Origin of the sequence: Shimia litoralis (genome assembly GCF_005518135.1) — a bacterium.
In the GTDB taxonomy this organism is placed as follows: domain Bacteria; phylum Pseudomonadota; class Alphaproteobacteria; order Rhodobacterales; family Rhodobacteraceae; genus Shimia_E; species Shimia_E litoralis.
The window spans coordinates 34,560-56,040 of the sequence record NZ_SULI01000014.1 but is presented as its reverse complement, the minus strand read 5'-3'; the positions used below and the strand labels follow the sequence as shown (position 1 = coordinate 56,040).

The 21,481-nt window shown below is 55.8% G+C and carries 20 protein-coding genes; 14 read left to right on the top strand and 6 right to left on the bottom strand.

All coding sequences use genetic code 11. The annotated features are described in order from the left end of the window. Positions 1 to 76: 76 nt before the first annotated feature. Positions 77 to 988 carry a LysR family transcriptional regulator gene (locus FAP39_RS11915; RefSeq protein WP_138016627.1) on the top strand — a complete coding sequence of 304 codons (912 nt, stop codon included), beginning with the start codon at positions 77 to 79 and terminating at the stop codon, positions 986 to 988. Positions 989 to 1,002: 14 nt separating this feature from the next. On the opposite strand, the gene uraH is transcribed toward FAP39_RS11915, so the two are convergent. Then, positions 1,003 to 1,356 carry a hydroxyisourate hydrolase gene (uraH, locus tag FAP39_RS11910; RefSeq protein ID WP_138016626.1) on the bottom strand — a complete coding sequence of 118 codons (354 nt, stop codon included), beginning with the start codon at positions 1,354 to 1,356 and terminating at the stop codon, positions 1,003 to 1,005. A 153-nt stretch (positions 1,357 to 1,509) separates the two neighbouring features. On the opposite strand from uraH, the gene puuE reads away from it, so the two are divergent. The 6 genes from puuE to lpdA all read left to right on the top strand — a co-directional run bounded on the left by puuE (position 1,510) and on the right by lpdA (position 10,915). Then, complete coding sequence (gene puuE / locus FAP39_RS11905) at positions 1,510 to 2,925, top strand: allantoinase PuuE (RefSeq protein WP_138016625.1); 1,416 nt, start codon at positions 1,510 to 1,512, stop codon at positions 2,923 to 2,925. Then, complete coding sequence (locus FAP39_RS11900) at positions 2,922 to 3,407, top strand: ureidoglycolate lyase (protein WP_138016624.1); 486 nt, start codon at positions 2,922 to 2,924, stop codon at positions 3,405 to 3,407. The genes puuE and FAP39_RS11900 overlap by 4 nt, the downstream gene beginning before the upstream one ends. A 53-nt stretch (positions 3,408 to 3,460) precedes the next feature. Next, the gene (locus FAP39_RS11895) at positions 3,461 to 4,867 is read left to right on the top strand and encodes a uracil-xanthine permease family protein (protein WP_138016623.1); all 1,407 of its coding nucleotides are present in this window, start codon (positions 3,461 to 3,463) and stop codon (positions 4,865 to 4,867) included. Positions 4,868 to 5,217: 350 nt separating this feature from the next. Further along, positions 5,218 to 7,875: a pyruvate dehydrogenase (acetyl-transferring), homodimeric type gene (gene aceE / locus FAP39_RS11890; RefSeq protein WP_138016622.1), complete on the top strand. Its 2,658-nt coding sequence runs from the start codon at positions 5,218 to 5,220 to the stop codon at positions 7,873 to 7,875. A 23-nt stretch (positions 7,876 to 7,898) separates the two neighbouring features. After that, complete coding sequence (locus FAP39_RS11885; RefSeq protein ID WP_138016621.1) at positions 7,899 to 9,170, top strand: 2-oxo acid dehydrogenase subunit E2; 1,272 nt, start codon at positions 7,899 to 7,901, stop codon at positions 9,168 to 9,170. Between the two features lie 11 nt (positions 9,171 to 9,181). Then, entirely contained in the window at positions 9,182 to 10,915 is a 1,734-nt protein-coding gene (gene lpdA, locus FAP39_RS11880) for a dihydrolipoyl dehydrogenase (RefSeq protein ID WP_138016620.1), read from the top strand. A gap of 128 nt (positions 10,916 to 11,043) precedes the next feature. On the opposite strand, the gene FAP39_RS11875 is transcribed toward lpdA, so the two are convergent. From FAP39_RS11875 to mgtE, 4 genes are all read right to left on the bottom strand, one after another. Further along, the gene (locus tag FAP39_RS11875; protein ID WP_138016619.1) at positions 11,044 to 12,822 is read right to left on the bottom strand and encodes an SLC13 family permease; all 1,779 of its coding nucleotides are present in this window, start codon (positions 12,820 to 12,822) and stop codon (positions 11,044 to 11,046) included. Positions 12,823 to 13,031: 209 nt separating this feature from the next. Then, entirely contained in the window at positions 13,032 to 13,850 is an 819-nt protein-coding gene (locus FAP39_RS11870) for a TIGR00282 family metallophosphoesterase (protein WP_138016618.1), read from the bottom strand. Positions 13,851 to 13,951: 101 nt separating this feature from the next. Beyond that, on the bottom strand, positions 13,952 to 14,506 hold the full coding sequence (locus tag FAP39_RS11865) for a 5-formyltetrahydrofolate cyclo-ligase (protein ID WP_138016617.1): 555 nt from the start codon (positions 14,504 to 14,506) through the stop codon (positions 13,952 to 13,954). A gap of 12 nt (positions 14,507 to 14,518) precedes the next feature. Then, positions 14,519 to 15,916 (bottom strand): magnesium transporter, encoded by a 1,398-nt coding sequence (gene mgtE / locus FAP39_RS11860; protein ID WP_138016616.1) that lies wholly within the window; start codon positions 15,914 to 15,916, stop codon positions 14,519 to 14,521. A gap of 125 nt (positions 15,917 to 16,041) precedes the next feature. Between mgtE and guaD the strand changes: the two genes are divergently transcribed. The 3 genes from guaD (at position 16,042) to hisH (ending at position 18,715) form a co-directional block, all read left to right on the top strand. Further along, positions 16,042 to 17,337: a guanine deaminase gene (guaD, locus tag FAP39_RS11855; RefSeq protein WP_138016615.1), complete on the top strand. Its 1,296-nt coding sequence runs from the start codon at positions 16,042 to 16,044 to the stop codon at positions 17,335 to 17,337. 150 nt (positions 17,338 to 17,487) lie between these two features. Continuing rightward, positions 17,488 to 18,075 carry an imidazoleglycerol-phosphate dehydratase HisB gene (gene hisB, locus FAP39_RS11850; protein ID WP_138016614.1) on the top strand — a complete coding sequence of 196 codons (588 nt, stop codon included), beginning with the start codon at positions 17,488 to 17,490 and terminating at the stop codon, positions 18,073 to 18,075. 1 nt (position 18,076) lies between these two features. Further along, positions 18,077 to 18,715 (top strand): imidazole glycerol phosphate synthase subunit HisH, encoded by a 639-nt coding sequence (hisH, locus tag FAP39_RS11845; RefSeq protein ID WP_138016613.1) that lies wholly within the window; start codon positions 18,077 to 18,079, stop codon positions 18,713 to 18,715. Between the two features lie 100 nt (positions 18,716 to 18,815). Here hisH and FAP39_RS11840 read toward each other — a convergent pair whose 3' ends face one another. Continuing rightward, positions 18,816 to 19,214, bottom strand: coding sequence for a DUF2147 domain-containing protein (locus FAP39_RS11840; protein WP_138016612.1), 399 nt, complete (start codon positions 19,212 to 19,214; stop codon positions 18,816 to 18,818). Positions 19,215 to 19,372: 158 nt separating this feature from the next. Here FAP39_RS11840 and hisA point away from each other — a divergent pair, with 158 nt between their 5' ends. The 4 genes from hisA to FAP39_RS11820 are packed head-to-tail and all read left to right on the top strand — an operon-like array spanning position 19,373 to position 21,471. Beyond that, entirely contained in the window at positions 19,373 to 20,095 is a 723-nt protein-coding gene (gene hisA / locus FAP39_RS11835) for a 1-(5-phosphoribosyl)-5-[(5-phosphoribosylamino)methylideneamino]imidazole-4-carboxamide isomerase (protein WP_138016653.1), read from the top strand. 24 nt (positions 20,096 to 20,119) lie between these two features. Then, complete coding sequence (locus FAP39_RS11830) at positions 20,120 to 20,392, top strand: hypothetical protein (protein WP_138016611.1); 273 nt, start codon at positions 20,120 to 20,122, stop codon at positions 20,390 to 20,392. A 3-nt stretch (positions 20,393 to 20,395) separates the two neighbouring features. Next, positions 20,396 to 21,157 carry an imidazole glycerol phosphate synthase subunit HisF gene (hisF, locus tag FAP39_RS11825; protein ID WP_138016610.1) on the top strand — a complete coding sequence of 254 codons (762 nt, stop codon included), beginning with the start codon at positions 20,396 to 20,398 and terminating at the stop codon, positions 21,155 to 21,157. Continuing rightward, complete coding sequence (locus FAP39_RS11820; RefSeq protein WP_138016609.1) at positions 21,154 to 21,471, top strand: phosphoribosyl-ATP diphosphatase; 318 nt, start codon at positions 21,154 to 21,156, stop codon at positions 21,469 to 21,471. Before hisF ends, FAP39_RS11820 begins: the two co-directional genes overlap by 4 nt. Positions 21,472 to 21,481: the final 10 nt, after the last annotated feature.

Below are 21,481 nucleotides of genomic sequence, written 5' to 3'. Positions count from 1 at the left end.
CGCTAGCGCAGGTGCTTATTATACTGTATCCTAGAAAAAACCCGAACAGTTTCAAAGAAAACCTGAAAATAATCTTATGTCATACATCGACAATATTCGCACCTTTGTCCGCGTGTACGAGCTTGGCTCTATGTCTGCTGCCGCGCGGGATCAACGCATTTCTGCGGCGGTCGCATCCTCGCGCATTTCGCAACTCGAGGACTATTTGAATGTGCGCCTGTTTATGCGCACCACGCGCCAGTTGAATGCCACAGAACAGGGCGAGATTTTTTATGTCGGGGCATGCAATATCCTTGAAACCATTGACGAAGCCGAAGCCGCCGTCAGCTCGGTCACCCAATCGCCGCGCGGGCTCATGCATGTTGCCGCCCCCTTGGGGGTCGGACGACGTCTGATCGCCCCCCAAGTCCCGCTCTTTAAGGCCGACTACCCCCTGATTGATGTGCGATTGCGCCTGTCTGACCGCAAAGTTGACTTGACAGCCGAAGGTCTGGATGTCGCATTTTTTCTGGGGGTGCCAGAAGACAGCACTCTGCGTATTCGCAAGATCGCAGACTGCCCACGCGTGTTATGTGCAGCCCCCGCGTACCTTGAACGCAAAGGCATTCCTGAGACGCCAATGTCATTGGTGAGTGGCGAACACGACTGCCTGAACCTACGCTATCCCGGTGCACCGGAATTTCAATGGCCGCTGCAAACCCCGGATGGGGTCACCAAGTTCGCCGTCAAAGGCCCGTTTGAATCGGATGATGGCGATGTTTTGACCAGTTGGGCCAGAGATGGACATGGCATTGTCCTCAAGCCCGTCTTTGAAATCGCCGATGATCTTGCCAAAGGTACTTTGGTGCCCATTCTAAAAAGCACCCCGCCCATCCCGATCCAGATGGCCTGTCTTTATACGCATCGCAAACACCAAGACCCAAAGACGCGATTGTTCATCGATTTTATGGTGGCCCGCATGCAAAAAGATCTTCAGTCTCGCCAATGAGGCGAGACCAAGTGTCAACTTCCGCGATAGGTCGAATAGCCAAAGGGCGACAGCAAAAGTGGCACGTGGTAATGCGTGGCTTCGCTCATGCCGAACCGCAACGGGATTTCATCAAGAAACCTTGGCGTTTCCGCAGGAACACCGCTGGCATCCAGATATCCACCGGCATGAAACACCAGTTCGTACACACCTGTTTCAAACTCTTGCTCAGGCAAAATTTGTGAATCCGTGCGACCATCCGCATTCGTGACAAGCGATCGCAGAAAAACCCGGTCATGTGCATCAATCCGGTACAGATCAATCTTGAGCCCCTCGGCTGGGCAACCGCGTGCTGTGTCCAATACATGTGTCGTCAGATAACCCGCCATTGCGTGCCCCTTTTTTAGTCTCTGAAAACCTTATCACGCAGAAAATGTGCGTGATACAGCAGCAAGACACAATCAGCTCTTTCAAAAAATCATTGAAAGTCTTCTAGATTGTTATGCGATACACAAAAACGAACCAACCAAGGAGACCATCGGGTGAACAGATACGCACGTGACATGCGCGGTTACGGGGCCCAATGCCCAGACCCGAAATGGCCAAACGGGGCCAAAATCGCAGTTCAGTTCGTAATCAACTATGAAGAAGGCGGTGAAAACTGTGTTCTGCACGGAGATGCCGCCTCTGAGGCGTTCCTGTCGGAAATCGTAGGTGCCGCGCAATGGCCAAACCAGCGTCATTGGAACATGGAGTCGATTTATGAATATGGCGCGCGCGCCGGTTTCTGGCGTCTGCATCGTCTTTTCACATCCATGGACATCCCCGCCACCGTATACGGTGTGGCATCGGCCTTGGCGCGATCCCCAGAACACCTGCACGCCATGCAACAGGCCAATTGGGAAATTGCCTCGCATGGGCTTAAGTGGGTCGAATACAAAGATGCGTCCAAAGAGGACGAGCGCGCCGACATGCTTGAGGCCATTCGCCTGCACACCGAAGTCACCGGCGCGGCCCCGCGCGGCTGGTACACGGGGCGGTGTTCTGACAACACGGTTGATCTGGCCACCGAAACGGGTGTGTTTGACTATGTCTCGGACATATATTCCGACGATCTGCCGTATTGGCGCCGCCACGACGGGCGCGATCAGTTGATGGTGCCCTATACGCTGGACTGCAACGATATGCGTTTTGCCACGCCCCAAGGTTTCAACTCTGGGGATCAGTTCTTTGCCTATCTTAAGGACACTTTTGATGCACTCTATGCCGAAGGCGGCGAAGGTCAGGCCAAAATGATGTCCATCGGCCTGCACTGTCGGTTGATTGGTCGACCGGGGCGCGTGATGGCCCTTAAGCGGTTTATGGAATATGCGGCGGGCCACGAGGATGTCTGGTTTGCACGGCGATTGGATATCGCCACACATTGGGCACAGACCCACCCACCAGTTGACTTTGATCGCCCCTCCGAGATGTCACGCGGCGCATTTGTGCAAGCCTATGGGTCCATCTTTGAACACTCGCCATGGATTGCCGAGGGGGCCTTTGATCTCGAGCTTGGTCCGGCACATGACAGCGCAATCGGCTTGCACAATGCCCTTGCGCGGATATTCCGGTCGGCATCTGACACCCAGCGGGTCGGCGTGCTGCTTGCCCACCCCGATCTGGCAGGAAAGCTGGCCTCGGCCGGACGTCTAACCGCCGAAAGCACATCTGAACAAGCTGGCGCAGGTCTGGATATGCTGACCGATGAGGAACGCGACACATTTACCGCGCTCAATACGCAATATGTGGAAAAGCACGGCTTTCCGTTCATCATTGCCGTGCGCGACAATACCAAACCGTCGATCCTTGCCGCCTTTGCACAGCGTATCCAGAACGACACCACCACAGAGCTGGCGACGGCCTGTAAACAGGTCGAGCGTATTGCCCAGCTTCGGTTGATGGATATCCTGCCATGATGCCCATCCGCCCCAGACCGTTGACCGCGGACAGCTTTGCACCTTTTGGCGATGTCCTGACGCTTAAGGACACCCCCGACAAGATCATCAATCAAGGGATGTGCGCGCGCCATCACAACCTCGCAACCCTTGATTTCTCAGATGGTCAGGCCGGCATCAGCCTGTTTGATGCCCAACCGCGCAGCTTTCCCTATACGCTGGACATGATGGAGCGCCACCCGGACGGCAGCCAAGCGTTTCTGCCGCTCAGCCAATCTGCATTTCTGGTGATTGTTGCCAAAGATCGAAATGGCGCGCCCGATGTCCCAACAGCCTTTTTGACCCAAGCGGGCCAAGGCATCAATTTTCACCGCAATGTCTGGCACGGCGTTCTTACCCCGCTTATGGCCCCGGGCCTTTTTGCTGTGATCGATCGGATCGGGTCTGGAGATAACTTAGAAGAATACTGGTTCGAGGCCCCATACGTCATCGATCCAGATTAAAAAGCCGCCAAAAAAAGAGCGGCGACCCAACGAAAGCGACAGGAAGGAAAACAATGTCACATTCATCTTTAGGGACCGCCGAACAGCTGCGCGATCCCAATTATACGCCCCCGTTAGCCAAGGCGATCCCTCTTGGGATTCAACATGTTCTGGCCATGTTTGTTTCAAACGTCACCCCCGCAATTATCGTCGCGGGCGCGGCGGGCTTTGGGTTTGGATCAGATGCGGGGGCCATGGGCTTTCCGGATATGACCTACATGATTCAGATGTCGATGCTGTTTGCGGGCATTGCTACGCTACTTCAAACCATCACCCTTGGGCCGGTTGGGGCTGGTTTACCGATCGTTCAGGGAACCAGCTTTGCGTTCTTGCCCATCATGATCCCGCTGGTTGCAGGCAAAGGTCCAGATGCGCTGAGCATTCTGTTTACGGGCGTATTGCTGGGTGGGCTGTTCCATGCCTTTCTAGGCTTGTTTATTGGTAAGATACGATTTGCCCTACCGCCCTTGGTCACAGGGCTGGTCGTCACCATGATCGGATTGGCCTTGGTCAAGGTCGGCATTCAATACGCGGCGGGGGGTGTTCCGGCGATGGGTAAACCCGAGTATGGATCTCTGCTGAACTGGTCTGCGGCGCTTGTCGTGATCTTCACCACTTTAGGGCTCAAGTTCTTTACCCGTGGAATGCTGTCGATCTCGGCGGTTCTTTTGGGACTCATCGTGGGATACATCTATGCGCTGACGGTTGGAATGATTACCGTCGAGGGCATTGCCAGAAACTGGCAGTTCGCCCAAGCATTCGCGTTGCCCACCCCGTTCAAATACGGGTTTGAGTTCAGCGCAGCCGCCCTGATCGGGTTTTGTTTGATGGGCTTTGTCTCGGCGATTGAAACCGTTGGCGATGTGTCTGGAATCACCAAAGGTGGCGCTGGCCGCGAAGCCACCGATGCCGAGATATCCGGCGCGACCTATGCTGACGGCTTTGGCTCTGCGATTGCCGGTATCTTTGGCGGGCTGCCCAACACGTCCTTTAGCCAAAACGTCGGCCTGATCGCCATGACCGGCGTCATGAGCCGCCATGTCGTTACGATCGGCGCGATCTTTCTGATCGTCTGCGGATTGATCCCAAAGATCGGAGCGATCATTCGCACCGTGCCAATCGAGGTTTTGGGCGGCGGCGTCATTGTGATGTTCGGCATGGTCGTCGCGGCGGGGGTATCCATGCTCGCTGATGTGGACTGGAGCCGACGCAATATGGTGATCTTTGCGATCTCTCTGTCCATCGGGCTTGGGCTTCAGCTAGAGCCGAATGCAGTGCAGTACCTGCCGGACACGCTTCGCATCTTGATGACCAGCGGGTTGCTTCCGGCGGCCACAATCGCCATCGTTTTGAATTTGATCCTGCCTGAAGAACTTGCGGCCGAGGAAGTCTCTGGCGGACACGCGGGCCAGAACAAATAGCCCAACGACACATGGCACCACCGAAGGGCGATGCGATAGTTCAACTCTAAAGCGCCGAGGACACACCTTGGCGCTTTTTCATTTTGCGGTGCTCGCGTTGATGATCCACCATACATCAAGAATCGGAAAACTAAGCGACCACACCTTCAAAATTCTCGAGACATCGCTGTGCGCTCTTCGAGCAGCAGCAGACGATATGGTCAAACCTCTCATAAAAATATAAGGTATTCACCAAAAATCAGCATCCCACCCAATGCATGGCTGCCCTGCGTCAAGATGGCTACCCAATTAGTTTAATATTAAACTATAAGACACGAAACCTAACGTAAACCTGGAGGAGGACGCGCTAGATGGCGACACATTTCACAGATTTGGACCCGATTGAATCCCTTGAATGGCAAGAAGCCATTGAGGATGTGATCCTGCGTGATGGTGCGGATCGCGCCCACTATTTGTTGGACAAAGCCGTTCAGCAAGCGCGCGCATCCGGGGCCGTGTTACCGTTCTCCTCTACCACGCCTTATCAGAACACGATCCCTGCGGATGATCAGGAAGCTTTCCCCGGTGATCTGGACATGGAATGGCGCATCCGGACGATCAACCGCTGGAATGCAATGGCGACCGTTGTGCGCCGGAACAAAGTCTCAAGCGAATACGGCGGACACATTGCATCCTTTGCGTCTTCTGCTGTGATGTATGACATCGGATTGAACCATTTCTGGCGTTCAAAGTCGGCCATTCACGGCGGCGACCTCGTGTTTTTCCAAGGCCACGTCATTCCCGGCATTTATGCGCGGTCCTTCATGGAAGGCCGCATCAGCGAAGAACAGCTTGAAAACTTCCGCTCAGAAGTCGCGGGCGGCGGGCTGTCATCTTATCCACATCCGTGGCTGATGCCCGACTATTGGCAGTTCCCGACCGTGTCGATGGGTTTGGGGCCGTTGATGGCGATCTATCAGGCGCGCTTTATGAAATACATGCACAACCGTGGCCACATCGACATGGCAGACCGCAAGGTTTGGGTGTTCTTGGGCGACGGCGAGATGGACGAGCCGGAATCACGCGGCGCGATTGATCTGGCCGCCCGCGAAGGATTGGACAACCTGATCTTTGTGGTGAACTGCAACTTGCAGCGTCTTGATGGCCCTGTGCGCGGCAACTCGAAGATTGTCCAAGAGCTCGAGGGCGACTTCCGCGGTGCTGGTTGGAATGTAATCAAACTATTGTGGGGCAAGGGCTGGGATGACCTGCTTGAAAATGACGCCTCGGGTCGGTTGCGCCAGTTGATGGATGAAACCGTCGATGGGGATTACCAGACGTTCAAATCCAAAGACGGCGCCTATATTCGCGAACACTTCTTTGGCAAATACCCAGAGACGGCCGCGCTGGTCAAAGACTGGACTGACGAACAGATTTGGGCGTTGCGTCGCGGTGGGCATGACCCGCAAAAGGTCTATACCGCCTTTAAGCGTGCCTCGGACACCAAAGGCCAGCCAACCTGTTTGCTCGTCAAAACCGTCAAGGGCTATGGCATGGGCACGGCGGGTGAAGGCATGAACATCACCCACCAGCAAAAGAAAATGGCCGAAGACCAGCTGCGGGCGTTCCGCGATCGGTTCAAAATTCCGGTATCGGACGAAGATCTGCCCAACGCGCCGTTTGTCAAACTGAACAAAGCCCAGCACACCTATCTGACGGATCGGCGCAAGGCGCTTGGCGGGGCCTTCCCAAAACGTGAATGGCGCGACACACCCAAGCTCGAAATCCCGCCGCTGTCCAAATTCGAAGGTCAGCTTAAGGGCACAGGCGCGCGTGAAATCTCGACCACAATGGCGTTTGTGCGCATTCTGACCACGCTGTTGCGCGATAAAAACGTTGGCAAAAACGTGGTGCCAATTGTGCCGGACGAAAGCCGGACGTTTGGCATGGAAGGTCTGTTCCGCTCGGTCGGGATTTATAATCCCGAGGGCCAGAAATACACGCCCGAAGACCGCGATCAGATGTCGTATTACAAAGAGACCACCGACGGTCAGGTCCTGCAAGAAGGCATCAACGAAGCAGGTGCAATGGCGGACTGGATTGCGGCGGCCACGTCGTATTCGAACCACGGCGTGCCAATGATCCCGTTCTTCATCTATTATTCGATGTTTGGGTTCCAACGTATTGGCGATCTGGCATGGGCCGCAGGCGACAGCCGTGCGCGGGGTTTCATGCTGGGTGGCACCGCAGGGCGCACGACGCTCAATGGCGAAGGTTTGCAGCACGAAGATGGCCACAGCCACATTCTTGCGGGCACGATTCCCAACTGTGTGACCTATGATCCAACCTTCCAATACGAGGTTGCCACAATTGTGCAGCACGGGTTGCAGCGCATGTATGTCGACCAAGAAGACGTGTTCTTTTACCTGACGCTGATGAATGAAAACTATGCCCATCCCGATATGCCGATGGGTGTTGAGGAAGAGATCATCAAAGGCCTGTACCGGTTCAAAGAGATCAAGAAACCCACCAAGAAACACGTCACCCTGATGGGGTCTGGCACAATCTTGGTGCAAGCCATCAAGGCGGCTGAAATGCTCGAGGCCGATTTTGGCGTCACTGCGGAAATCTGGTCGGCGACATCGTTCAACGAACTGGCACGTGATTGTCAGGACGCAGCGCGCTGGAACCGGCTGAACCCATTGGCAGACGAGCGTGTGCCATTTGTGGCCGAGCAGTTGGCCAAGGCCAAAGGTCCGGTGATTGCCGCAACGGATTACATGAAGAACTTTGCAGAGCAAATCCGGTCCTGTGTGCCGGGACGCTATACGGTGCTGGGCACAGACGGCTTTGGCCGCTCTGACAGCCGCGTGAACCTGCGCCGCTTCTTCGAAGTGGATGCCAATCACATTGCCGCCGCCGCGATGGTGGATTTGTTTCGCGAGGGCAGCATCTCCAAGAAAGTGCTGGAAGAAGCGCTCGCCAAATATGACATCGACGGCACCAAGCCGAACCCGCGCCTGGTGTGATCGGGAAGAGAGGAGACAAGACCATGACTATTCAAGTACACGTTCCCGATATCGGTGATTTTTCAGACGTCCCGGTTGTCAGCATTCTTGTGAGTGTAGGCGATGTGATCGCTGTCGAAGACCCAATTGTTGAACTGGAAAGCGACAAAGCCACGATGGAGGTCCCTTCCTCTGCGGCTGGCACAGTCAAAGAGATTAAGGTTGCTGAGGGCGATTCCGTCGGTGAGGGATCTCTGTTGCTGATCCTTGAAGGCGCCGACACAAACGATGCCCCTCAAGACACAGCGGCCCAGACGCAAGCTCCGGCAGCCATTGCTTCCGCGGCGCCTGCCGCAACTCCCGCCCCAACAACTGCACCTGCCCCTGTGACAGACGCTGGATTTGGCAAGGCGCATGCGTCGCCGTCAGTGCGCGCGTTTGCGCGCCAACTCGAGATTGACTTGGCCAAGATTAACGGGACTGGACGCAAGGGCCGTATTCTGCGCGAAGACGTCACGGCGTTCCTCAAATCCTCGACCGTGGCCGCACCTGCGGCGGGCGGTGCTGTGTCTGGTGGCATGGGCATTCCCCCAATCCCAGCTGTGGACTTTAGCAAGTTTGGTCCTGTGGAAGACGTCGAGATGCCACGCATCAAAAAGCTGTCGGGCCCTGCCCTGCATCGCAGTTGGCTGAACATTCCGCATGTGACCCACAACGAAGAGGCAGACATCACCGATCTGGACGGCTACCGCCGCGAGCTGGATGGCATTGCCAAAACCGAAGGATACCGCGTCACTTTGTTGAGCTTTGTCATCAAAGCCAGCGTCAGCGCGCTCAAAACCCATTGGGAGGTGAATTCGTCCATCCATCCGGATGGCGACAAGCTGATCAAGAAAAACTTCTATAATATCGGGTTCGCCGCCGACACGCCCAACGGCCTTGTGGTGCCGGTGATCCAAGATGCGGATCGCAAAGGGATCATCGAGATTTCCAAGGAGCTGGGCGATTTGTCAGCCAAGGCGCGCGATGGCAAGCTTAAGGGGCCGGATATGTCCGGTGCCACGTTCACCATCTCGTCTCTGGGCGGTATTGGCGGCACGTCTTTCACGCCCATCGTGAATGCACCCGAAGTGGCGATCTTGGGCCTGACGCGCAGCAAAATGGCGCCTGTCTGGAACGGAGAAGAGTTTGTGGCGCGCAATATGCAGCCGCTCTCTCTGAGCTATGATCACCGCGCAATTGACGGTGCGTTGGCCGCACGGTTCTGCGCCACCCTGAAACACCTGCTCGGCGATGTGCGCCGGCTGATGCTGTAAGGAGCACACTCATGGATATCAAAGTACCTGATATTGGCGATTTCGCCGAAGTTCCCGTGGTCAGCATTCTGGTAAGCGTGGGGGATACGGTTGCCGCCGAAGATCCGTTGATCGAGTTGGAAAGCGACAAGGCCACGATGGAAGTACCGTCGCCAGCCGCAGGCGTCGTCAAAGAGATCAAGGTCGCAGAAGGTGACAATGTGTCAGAAGGCACGTTGATCATGATCCTTGAAGGCGCAGATGCCGCCGAGCCGGCCGTCGAGGCCGCCACGTCTGCGGCCCCTGCCGCACCGCAAGCGATTGCCGCAACCGGCACGGCCACAGCGGCGGGGGACATCCACGCCGAGGTCGTCGTCTTGGGCTCTGGCCCTGGTGGGTATACGGCTGCCTTCCGCGCAGCAGACCTTGGCAAATCCGTTGTGTTGATCGAAAAGGATGCCTCTTTGGGAGGGGTGTGCCTGAATGTCGGCTGTATCCCTTCCAAAGCGATGCTGCATGCGGCCAAGGTCATCACCGAAGCCGAAGAGATGGGTGCGCATGGCATCACCTTTGCCAAGCCCGAGATCAACATCGACACTTTGCGTGACTGGAAATCAAGCGTTGTGACCAAGCTGACTGGTGGTCTTGCAGGACTTGCCAAGGGCCGTAAAGTCACCGTGGTCAATGAGTATGGCTCCTTTACTGGTCCAAACATGATCGAGGTTCAGGGCGAGGATGCCGCAAAGACCGTCAGCTTTGATCAGTGTATCATTGCCGCCGGATCAGAACCTGTCACCCTGCCCTTTATTCCACATGATGACCCCCGCGTGATTGACAGCACTGGTGCACTTGAGCTTGCCGATGTGCCTGCGCGCATGCTGGTTCTTGGTGGTGGCATTATCGGTCTTGAAATGGCCACGGTATATGACGCCTTGGGCACAGATGTGACCATCGTGGAATTGATGGACCAGATCATTCCGGGAGCAGACAAAGACATCGTCAAGCCGCTGCACAATCGCATCAAGGGCCGCTATGAGAACATCCTTCTCAAGACCAAGGTCACTGCGGTCGAAGCATTGGACGACGGTCTCAAGGTCACGTTTGAAGACGACAAAGGCCAAACCTCCACCGACACGTTCGACAAGCTGCTTGTGGCTGTGGGCCGTCGCCCCAATGGCGCCAAAGTCAACGCCGCCGCAGCGGGTGTTGCCGTGGACGAACGCGGGTTTATCGCCGTCGACAACCAGCAGCGCACCGGCGTGCCGCATATCTTTGCCATTGGCGATGTTGTCGGGCAACCAATGCTGGCCCACAAAGCTGTGCATGAAGGCAAAGTCGCCGCCGAAGTTTGTGCAGGGCACAAACGCTTCTTTGATGCGCGTGTGATCCCAAGTGTGGCCTATACCGACCCCGAAGTCGCATGGGTGGGCCTCACCGAAGCCCAAGCCAAGGCAGACGGTGTCAAGCTTGGCAAAGGCGTGTTCCCTTGGGCGGCCTCGGGACGTTCGCTGTCTCTGGGACGTTCGGAAGGCATCACCAAACTGATCTTTGACAAAGACACTGACCGTGTGATTGGCGCTGGGATTGTCGGCCCAAATGCAGGAGACCTCATTGCCGAAGTCGCCTTGGCCATCGAAATGGGCGCAGATGCTGTGGATTTGGGGCATACCATCCACCCCCATCCAACCCTGTCCGAGACCGTGAACTTTGCCGCAGAAATGTTCGAAGGCACGATCACCGACCTGATCCCAAGCAAAAAGAGATAGCTCCCGATCTCCCACATGGGGAGCTTGTTCACCCCGCGTGAACCAAAACAGCCCGAGACCATTGGTCTTGGGCTGTTTGCTATTTCACGGGGCGCTGGCACCGCATTCACGGTCTTTCGTCAGCGCATTCACAACGGCCAGATAAATGGGATTACAGCGGAGGCCAGTACGCCAATGCTGAGGTTCAAAGGAATGCCAACACGCATAAAGTCGGTGAATTTATAGCCACCGGGGCCATACACCAGCATGTTGGTTTGATATCCGATGGGGGTCGCAAAGCTGGCCGATGCCGCCACCATCACAGCCACCACAAGCGGCCTTGGGTCCACGCCCATCGCCGCTGCCAAGCCCACCGCAATCGGCGTCACCACCACAGCCACCGCGTTGTTGGACACCATTTCCGTCAGGACCGAAGTCAAAAGGTAGATGGCCCAAATCACAAGAAACGGCGGCAGTTTGCCCAGATAGGGCGCCACAAATTCGACGATCAAACTCACCGCGCCAGAGTTTTCCAGCGCGGCCCCAATTGCAAGCATCGCAAAAATCAGCGCCAAAAGCCGCCCATCCACAAAAGAAAAGGCTTCGTCTGCATCAATGCACCGTGTGACCAGCACCACAGCCACCGCCACAATCGACAGCAAGAAAATCGGCGCGACCCCAAAACCTGCCAAAGCCACAAGCCCTGCCAAAGCCGCAAGCGCAATTGGCGCCTGTCCGCGCCGATATTCGCGCTCAGAAGGCTGAGACACGTCGACCATGTCCATTTCACTGGCCAGTCGTTGAATATCTGCCGGTGCCCCCTCCAACAGCAACGTATCCCCGACACGCACGACCAACTCGTCAAGCTGACCGCCGATATTTTGGTTTCGGCGATGGACCGCCAACGGATACACACCATATCGACGTCGCAACCGCATAGCCCCCATTTGACGTCCGACCATCCGACATCCGGGGGTAATCAGGACTTCAACTGTGGTCGTTTCCACCGCAGACACCTGATCAACCCGTTTCAGGGATTTGTTGCGCTGCAACGACAACAGCTCGGTCATACGTGTCCGCAGGACGACACGGTCCCCGACTTCCAGAACCACAGCCTGCAAATTGCGCCGCAACGAACTATCGCCGCGAATAACGTCGATCAGGCGCACACCCTCGCGCTTGAACAGCTGGACACCGGCCACCTCGCGTCCAATCAAGTTGCTTTCTGGCGGAATAACGGCCTCGGTAAAGAATTTCATTTTAGATTTGTTGGACAGCAAATCCGCCATGCTATCACGATCCGGCAAGAGCCGCGGGCCTATAAACCGCAAGTAGATCATCCCCCAGATCACAAGGATGATGCCCAGTGGTGTCACTTCGAAAATCGAAAACGCCTCGAGGCCCTGCGCACGGGCAACCCCATCCACCAACAGGTTCGTCGAGGTCCCAATCAAGGTCAGGGTTCCGCCAAGAATCGCCGCATAACTTAAGGGAATCAAGAGCTTGCTGACCGACACATTCAATGTCCGCGCCAACTGCGTAAACACTGGAATCATGACCACCACCACAGGGGTGTTGGACATCACCGCAGACGCAAAGACCACAAAACCCATCAACATCGCAATCGCCAGCTTTGGGTTGGTTTTGGCCTGCCGGTCGGCCATATGTGTGAACGCGCTCAGGGCCCCTGTGCGCACCAATGCCCCCATTACGATGAACATGGTCGCAATGGTCCAAGGCGCTGGGTTGGACAACACATTCAGTGCCGCATCATATGGCAACACCCCCAGTGCCAATAGAACCGCGACCCCTGCGATTGCGACCACTTCCGTCGGAAAGCTCTCGCGCAGAAAAAGAATGAACATGACAACCACGGTGGTCAGCGTCAGCACGGCTTGGGTCGATTGTGAAAACTGGAAAAGATCCATTGAATTCCCGTCACTTGCGTCGGGTTCAGCATCGCCTATGTGACCCAAGGGGGCAAGCGTCTGTTTGGTTTAGTTGAGGTAGAATCGCATCTAGAGCAGAAAAGCCACGCGCACCAAAGACATCAGCACCGCGTGAAGCCCCTGAATCCCCGAGCGGCCCGATGATCACGCGAGATTGTCAGCGTTTCTAGGGCCACATTGGGGTCTGATCAGATAGGGCCTGACTGGGACAAACGCCCACCTTGGCGAACCATTTCAATACGTGTGGCTTGGCCAGTGCGGTCATCCGTTTCCACATAGACCCCAGACAACGTTGCCTCGCCTAACGCAGGCGTAAAGCGTGCCTTGGGCATACCGGTCACGAAGCGCCGCATGGGTTCGGCTTTTTCCATCCCGATCACAGAGTTATAATCCCCGCACATGCCTGCATCAGACTGAAACGCGGTTCCACCCGGCAAAATTTGGGTGTCTGCTGTGGGCACATGGGTGTGCGTGCCGACAACAAGGCTTGCGCGCCCATCACAGAAATGCCCCATCCCCATCTTCTCGGACGTCGCTTCACAGTGGATATCGATAATGCTGGCTTGCACCATGCCACCTCTTGGGTGGGTGCGCAAAACTTGGTCAACCGCCGAGAAAGGATCATCAAAGGCACGTTTCATAAACACTTGGCCCAAGGCCTGAGCCACCAAGACCTTGCGACCACCTCTGGCTTCGAACACGCGAAACCCTTTGCCGGGAACGTCACCATGGGCGAAATTTATGGGACGGATCACTCTGGGTTCATTTTGAATGAACTGCATCATGTCTTTTTGGTCGAACGCGTGATCGCCCAGAGTCACACAATCAGCGCCAGCGTCCAAAAGGCCCTTGGCGTGATCGCCGCTAAGGCCCATGCCATTGCTGGCATTTTCACCGTTGACCACGACAAAATCCAGACGCCATTCATCACGCAAACGCGGCAGGTTTTCTTTCACAGCAGCACGCCCCGCGCGCCCCATGACATCTCCGAGAAACAGAATTTTCATAGGCAATTGGCGTAATCGCCTTTGCAGGGTCCGGCAAGCCCAGAAAGCGTAGGTTGCGTCAATTTATTGCAATGTCTGACAGCCATACGCGCCTGACATCTCTAGAACGTGTGAATACCGCTTTCCGTCACAATCATATCCAGCGGCTGATCCGTCGGTTCCAGCGGCAGTTCATCGGCCTCTTGGGCTGCAAATGCAAACCCGATGGCCAGCGTGGCGCGTCGTGCGCGCAATCGTTCCAAAGTCCGGTCGTAAAATCCACCGCCATAGCCCAAACGCCCGCCCTGCATATCAAAGGCAACCAAAGGTACAATCAGGATTTCGGGATCGAAATAATCATCCACCAAGGGCACCTTTGCCCCAAACGGACCATCACGCAGAGCGGCGTCCGGCTCCCATCTTGAAAACTCTAACGGCAATCCAGCACCTTGGATCACCGGCACACCAACCGAGCCATGCGCGGCACATTCCGCCATTGGCGCCAACGGGCTGATCTCGGTACGGATGGGCATATATCCCGCCACAGGCACACCGCGATATCCGGCCAGCACTTCGGATAAAAACCCGGCCTGCCCCGCGCGCGCCGTGTCAAAGGCCGCCTTGCGACGTTGAAAGCCCTGCTTGCGGGCCGCGGCCTTAATGGCGGTTAGATCCATGCTGTGCCCCTTCTAGAGCAATACAATTGTCGCCAGCCCCAAAAATGCAAAGAACCCCAGAACATCCGTCACCGTGGTGACAAATGTGCCGGACGCCAAAGCGGGGTCGACACCGAGCTTATCCAATACCACAGGCACCATCGTCCCCGCGAGTCCGGCCACGACCAAATTCACAACCATTGCGACGGCAATGACGTACCCAAGTTGGAATGACCCGAACCAAAGCACGCCGATCCCCCCCATCAGGATGGCAAAGGCCAAGCCGTTTAGCAGCCCTACAAGCGCCTCACGTCGGATCACGCGCCACACATTTGATCCGGTCAAATCTTTGGTGGCCAAAGCGCGCACCGCCACGGTCAGCGATTGCGTCCCAGCATTCCCGCCCATTGACGCCACGATGGGCATCAGAACCGCAAGTGCGACAAATTTCTCGATGGTAACCTCGAACTGCGCGATGACCAAAGAGGCGACGATCGCCGTCAGCAGATTGACCGCAAGCCAAGGAAAACGCTGGCGTGCCGTCTCTGAGACGGTATCCGTCAAGGAGCCTTCACTCACCCCCGCAAGGCGCAAGATATCTTCTTCGTGTTCTTCATCCAGAACCGCCATCGCATCATCGATGGTAATGACCCCGACCAGACGATCATCTTCGTCCACCACCGGAGCAGAAATCAGATGGTATTGGTTAAAGGCATAGGCCACGTCTTCTTCGTCTTGCGTCACCGGGATGGTCTGAAAGACATCTTCAAGAATATCCTTAAGCAACACATCACGCCGTGACCCCATGATCCGACCCAAAGTCACATTGCCCACGGGTCGCATGCGCGGATCGACCATGATCACGTGATAAAACTGTTCGGGCAGATCGTCACTTTTTCTTAAATAATCAATACATTGACCGACATTCCAATGATCCGGCGCCATAGCGACGGCGCGCTGCATCAGACGGCCGGCAGACTCCTCCGGATAGGCCAAAGCCTGTTCAACGGCGACGCGATCTGCATCTTCCAGATGCTCAAGGATCGCCTCTTGCTGTGGTTCATCAAGATCTTCGACAAGGTCAACCACGTCGTCAGACTCAAGCTCGCGGACCGCTTCTGCCAAGACATGCGGCTTGAGCGCCAGCATGACTTCTTCGCGCAAGCTTTCATCGAGCTCTGACAGAATTTCGCCGTCGAATTCCCGGTCATACAGCTGAACCAATCGGCGTCGATCAAAGGTGTTGATCTGCTCCAGAATGTCCGCGATATCCGCCGCGTGGAGCGGTTCCATCAGTTCGGCAAGCAGTGCCTGATCCTGATTTTCGACAGCATACAAAATCGCGGAAATGACCTTTGGCGCAAGCTTGTAGGCATTGTCATCGGTGTCAAAATCGGGATCGGGGGTGATTTTGTTGGTGTCTTGGCTCATAGCTCACCCTCCTGGCATACTTGCGCGGACCATAAGGGAAACTCGGACACAAACTCAATGCTTCTCGGCAATTTACAGGGCATTATTCGCAAGCTAGGCTGGGCGTTCCTCGGAGAAAGCCAACGATGACCAAATCACTCTTGCTTGGGCAAACAATTCACTTTGACCAAAGCCCCTTTGATGTCCCTGTAGATGCAGCCGCATCCCATAACAGCCAAGGTGGCATCCTACTTGAAAACGGGATGATCACCGATGTGGGCACCGCCGCAAGCCTTCGCGCCCGCCATCCTGATGCGGTCATCAAAGACTATGGCGACCATCTGATCGTCGCGGGCTTTGTAGATGCCCATGTGCATTACCCTCAGACTGGGATCATCGCCAGCTGGGGAAAACGGCTTATTGACTGGCTCAACACCTATACGTTTCCCGAGGAAATGCGCTTTGCTGATGCCGACTATGCCGCAGAAATATCAAATCGGTATCTGGACCTAACACGATCGCACGGTGTGACCACCATGGCCAGCTATGGTACGATCCACCCCACTTCGGTCACAGCGTTTTTTGAAGCGGCCCAAAAGCGCGGACAGCGTGTCGTCGCAGGAAAAACCTGTATGGACCGCAATGCGCCAGACGGATTGCGCGACACAGCACAACGCGCCTATGACGAAAGCAAAGCATTGATCGAACAATGGCAAGGCGTGGATCGTATTTCATATGCGATTACCCCGCGCTTTTCCCCCACATCGACAGCTGAACAGCTCGCAGCGCTGGGTGCGCTATGGGCCGAGCATCCTGATTGCTTGATGCAAACCCATCTGAGCGAACAGACCGATGAAATCGAATGGGTGCACAGCCTGTTTCCAAACGCGCGTGATTATCTTGATACCTACGAAGCCTATGGTTTGCTGGGGGAAAAGGGCATGTATGGGCACGCGATCCACCTTGAGCCGCGCGAAAGGGACCGTCTGAAAGAAGTCGGGGCCGGATTGGTACATTGCCCCACATCCAACACCTTTATCGGATCAGGATTGTTTGATCTCAACGGGTTGATGCAGGCCGGCCATACCATCGGCTTGGCCACAGACACGGGCGGCGGGTCAAGTTTTTCGATGCTGCGCACGATGGCCGCTGCCTATGAAATCGCCCACCTGCGTCACACGTCCCTGCATGCGGCCCAACTTTTGTGGTTGGCCACCGCAGGGTCGGCCGCCGCGATGCATATGGGCGACAAAATCGGCAACCTTCAGGTGGGTCTGGAGGCCGATCTTGTGGTGCTTGATTTGGCGTCAACACCAGACATCAGTCAACGGTCTGCGCGTGCAAACGATATTTGGGAGTCTTTGTTTGCGACCATCATGATGGGCGATGACCGCGCCATTCATGATGTGTGGATCAATGGCAGAAACACACCCCACACCTGATTCATGTCGCGCCAAGGTGCGCGCGGCCTCAGGCTGGTAAACAGGGTGGGCACAATTGGCACGTCCCCGAAATTCCACGCAAGACCCGTCTTGGCGGCAGCAGCGCGCATGCCTATAAGGACGACAAAGACCCGAAAAAGGACACGGCACATGCGCAGCGCAGAGGTCAGCCGCAAAACGGCGGAAACAGACATCACCGTTCAGATCAATCTGGATGGCACAGGTCACTACGACAATCAGACTGGCGTTGGCTTTTTTGACCACATGCTGGATCAACTGTCGCGTCACTCGTTGATCGACATGACGGTGCGGGCCACAGGCGATTACCATATTGATGACCACCACACCGTCGAAGATGTGGGAATTGCACTTGGACAGGCCCTGACCCAAGCGTTGGGCGACAAACGTGGCATTCGTCGCTATGCGGCGTGCCATTTGCCCATGGATGATGCGCAGGTACGCGCGGCCTTGGATTTGTCGGCACGTCCCTATTTGATTTGGAATGTCGACCTAAAGACTGACAAGATCGGCACCTTTGATACAGAATTGGTACGCGAATTTTTTCAAGCCTTTAGCACCCATGGCGGCATCACGTTGCACGTGGATCAAATCCACGGCTTCAACAGCCACCACATTGTCGAGGCTGCCTTCAAGGCTGTGGCACGTGCCCTGCGTGATGCCGTAGAAACCGACCCGCGCAAGGCGGATGCCGTGCCATCGACCAAAGGGGCGCTGTGACGTGCTGACGGCAATCATCGACTATGAAAGCGGCAATCTGCATTCGGCGGAAAAGGCGTTTCAACGCATGGCATCCGAAGTGGATGCGGGCGACGTCATCGTCACATCCGACGCGGACGTCGTGGCCAAAGCAGATCGTCTGGTGTTGCCCGGTGATGGGGCATTTCCGGCGTGTGCTGCCGAATTGCGCGGCCACAAAGGCATCTATGACGCCATGATCGACGCAGTAGAAAACAAAGGGCGCCCTTTCTTGGGGATTTGTGTCGGCATGCAACTTATGGCGACAACCGGCCATGAATACAGCGACACACCCGGCCTGGACTGGGTCAGCGGAGATGTTGAAAAAATTTCGCCGGACGATGCGGCGCTTAAGGTACCGCATATGGGGTGGAACGATCTGGTCATTGACCACCCTCATCCGGTGCTGGATGGCATTACATCGGGCGATCACACCTATTTTGTGCATTCGTATCAATTCCATGTCGCAAACTTGGATCAACGGCTGGCACATGTGGACTATGGCGGTGACGTCACCGCGATCATCGGGCGTGACACCATGCTGGGCATGCAATTTCACCCCGAGAAAAGTCAGGCCGTGGGTCTGCGGATGATTGCGAATTTTCTTAAGTGGGCCCCCTAACCCACTCTATTACTGGAACGAACACCGAAATCGACGCGGCGGATGGCGTGATGTCACCCACACACCCGACCGCGTCCTTTCATTTCCACGCGGATCGTCTTTAGTTGACGCGTTTCCAATCTTGTCCCCGACAAATCATGCCGCCCGCGACACAGCCTTTGACAGTCAACTTGGACCCGCTCAGGCTCATTTTGGATTTATAGGTTTTATCTGCGTCCGGTGCCCAAATTTTGCCACCGCTATAGTACCCCTTGCCGTCGACCTGCATGTCCCAGATCATTTTTTTACCAAGGTGTTCATAGGTGCCTGTGTTTGCCCCTTTGGCATCAAAGGCATCTTTGATGGTCCCGCACAGGGCCGCACCACACTTGGAAATTTGAACATGCAAATAGCCGCCCGTATCCCCCGGTGCGGTTTTCCAAAGTCCTTCGACAGGATCCGCCATCGCTGCGCCTGCCCCGAATACCGCCAGCGCCGCCGCCAATAATGTCTTTTTCATTCTCATCTCTCCCTCAGTTGTCAAAAACACTGAGCGACAGAGCGATTCCGATCAACCCTGACTTTGGGTCACGTTGCATTTCAGGCAAAGCCATGCCAAACCGCGCCCAAATATTCCCTGACCGCACGCCAGATGCGGTCCACAACTACGGTGCTCTCATGATCCTTTACCCCGCCATCGACCTCAAAGACGGAAATGCCGTGCGCTTGGTGCACGGGGACATGACACAAGAAACGGTTTTCAATGAAAACCCGGCCGCACAGGCGCTCGAGTTTGTGAACGCCGGATGTGAATGGTTGCACTTGGTGGATTTGAACGGTGCTTTTGAGGGAGAGCCCGTCAATGCGGCCCCTGTCGAGGCCATTCTCGAACAATGCAATGTCCCCGCACAATTGGGCGGCGGCATTCGTGATATGGCGACAATTGAACGCTGGATCGACAAAGGTCTGGCACGGGTCATTTTGGGCACTGTTGCAGTTGAAAACCCCGATCTGGTGCGCGAAGCTGCCAAAGAATTCCCTGGCAAAGTGGCCGTTGGTATTGATGCGCGCAACGGGCGTGTTGCAACAAAAGGCTGGGCAACAGAAACCGATGTGATGGTCACTGATCTGGCCAAATCCTTTGAGGACGCCGGCGTCGCAGCCATCATCTATACTGACATCATGCGCGACGGCGCAATGAAAGGCCCGAACGTTCAGGCCACCGCCGACTTGGGCAATGCCGTGTCGATCCCCGTGATCGCGTCTGGCGGGGTCAGCTCTTTGGACGACTTGCGCGCCCTGAAAACCTGCGGGGCGCCCTTGAATGGTGCTATTTCCGGCCGTGCACTCTATGATGGGGCCATTGATCTGGTCCAAGCCTTGCAGGTCATGAAAGACTAGCTCGCAACCTGAAAGCCGCCCATTATGCGCCAGAAGTTTCATGTCGCCGGAATTTTGATGTTCCTGAGTTCCGGCGTGCCCATCATTTTGTTTTGTATTGGTGTGGTGATCGCATGGGCCGCAGGATGTATGGGCCAAGGCGATTTTTGCACGCTGTTTCAAACCAATCTTGGGGTGCTGTCGGCCAATTTGATTGCGGCGCTTTGGCTCTTGGTGGTTACCATCCCTGTTGGGCTGGTTGGGCTTGTGATATTGCTCGTGACAATCCCACGGAATCAAACTCCACCAAAGGCCTGAGACATGTTGAAAACCCGTATTATTCCTTGTCTGGACGTCGCGGACGGCCGTGTCGTCAAAGGGGTGAACTTTGTTGGCCTGCGTGATGCAGGCGATCCGGTCGAAAGCGCGCGTGCGTATGATGCCGCTGGCGCAGACGAGCTTTGCTTTCTTGACATCCATGCCACACACGAAAATCGCGGAACGATGTTTGACGTTGTGCGCCGGACAGCAGAACAATGTTATATTCCGCTCACTGTGGGCGGCGGCGTGCGCACCGTACAAGATGTCCGCGACCTGCTGTTGGCAGGTGCCGATAAGGTGTCGTTTAATTCCGCAGCGGTTGCAAACCCGGATGTCGTGGCCGAGGCCGCCGCACAATTTGGCAGCCAGTGCATCGTTGTGGCGATTGACGCAAAAACAGTAAGCCCCGGAAAATGGGAGATTTTCACCCACGGAGGGCGTAAACCCACTGGCATTGATGCGGTCGAATTTGCCAAGCTCGTCGTTGCCAAAGGGGCCGGTGAAATTTTGCTGACCTCAATGGATCGCGATGGCACCAAAGCCGGCTTTAACCTGCCGTTGACCAAAGCGATTTCAGATGCGGTAAACGTCCCCGTGATTGCATCGGGCGGCGTCGGCACATTGGATCATCTGGTAGAAGGTGTGACCAAAGGCGGCGCAAGTGCTGTCTTGGCGGCCTCCATCTTCCATTTTGGGGAATACACCATTCAAGAAGCCAAAGAACATATGTCTGCGGCTGGCATCCCAGTGAGGTTGACATGACAACGCTTGAAAACTTGGCATCCACAATTTCCGAGCGCGCCTCGGCCGATCCTGACAGCAGTTGGACAGCGAAACTCTTGGCCAAGGGCCCAGAAAAATGTGCTGAAAAATTTGGTGAAGAAGCCGTTGAGGCCATCATCGAAGCGGTCAAGAATGATCGTCAGGGCTTGGTGTCGGAGAGCGCCGACGTTTTGTTCCACCTGCTGGTCATGCTGCAATCGCGCAACATTCCGTTTCAAGACGTCCTCGCAGAGCTGGACCGTCGCCAAGGCACCAGCGGTATCGCAGAAAAAGCCGCGCGCCCAAAATCCTAAGGTATGCATA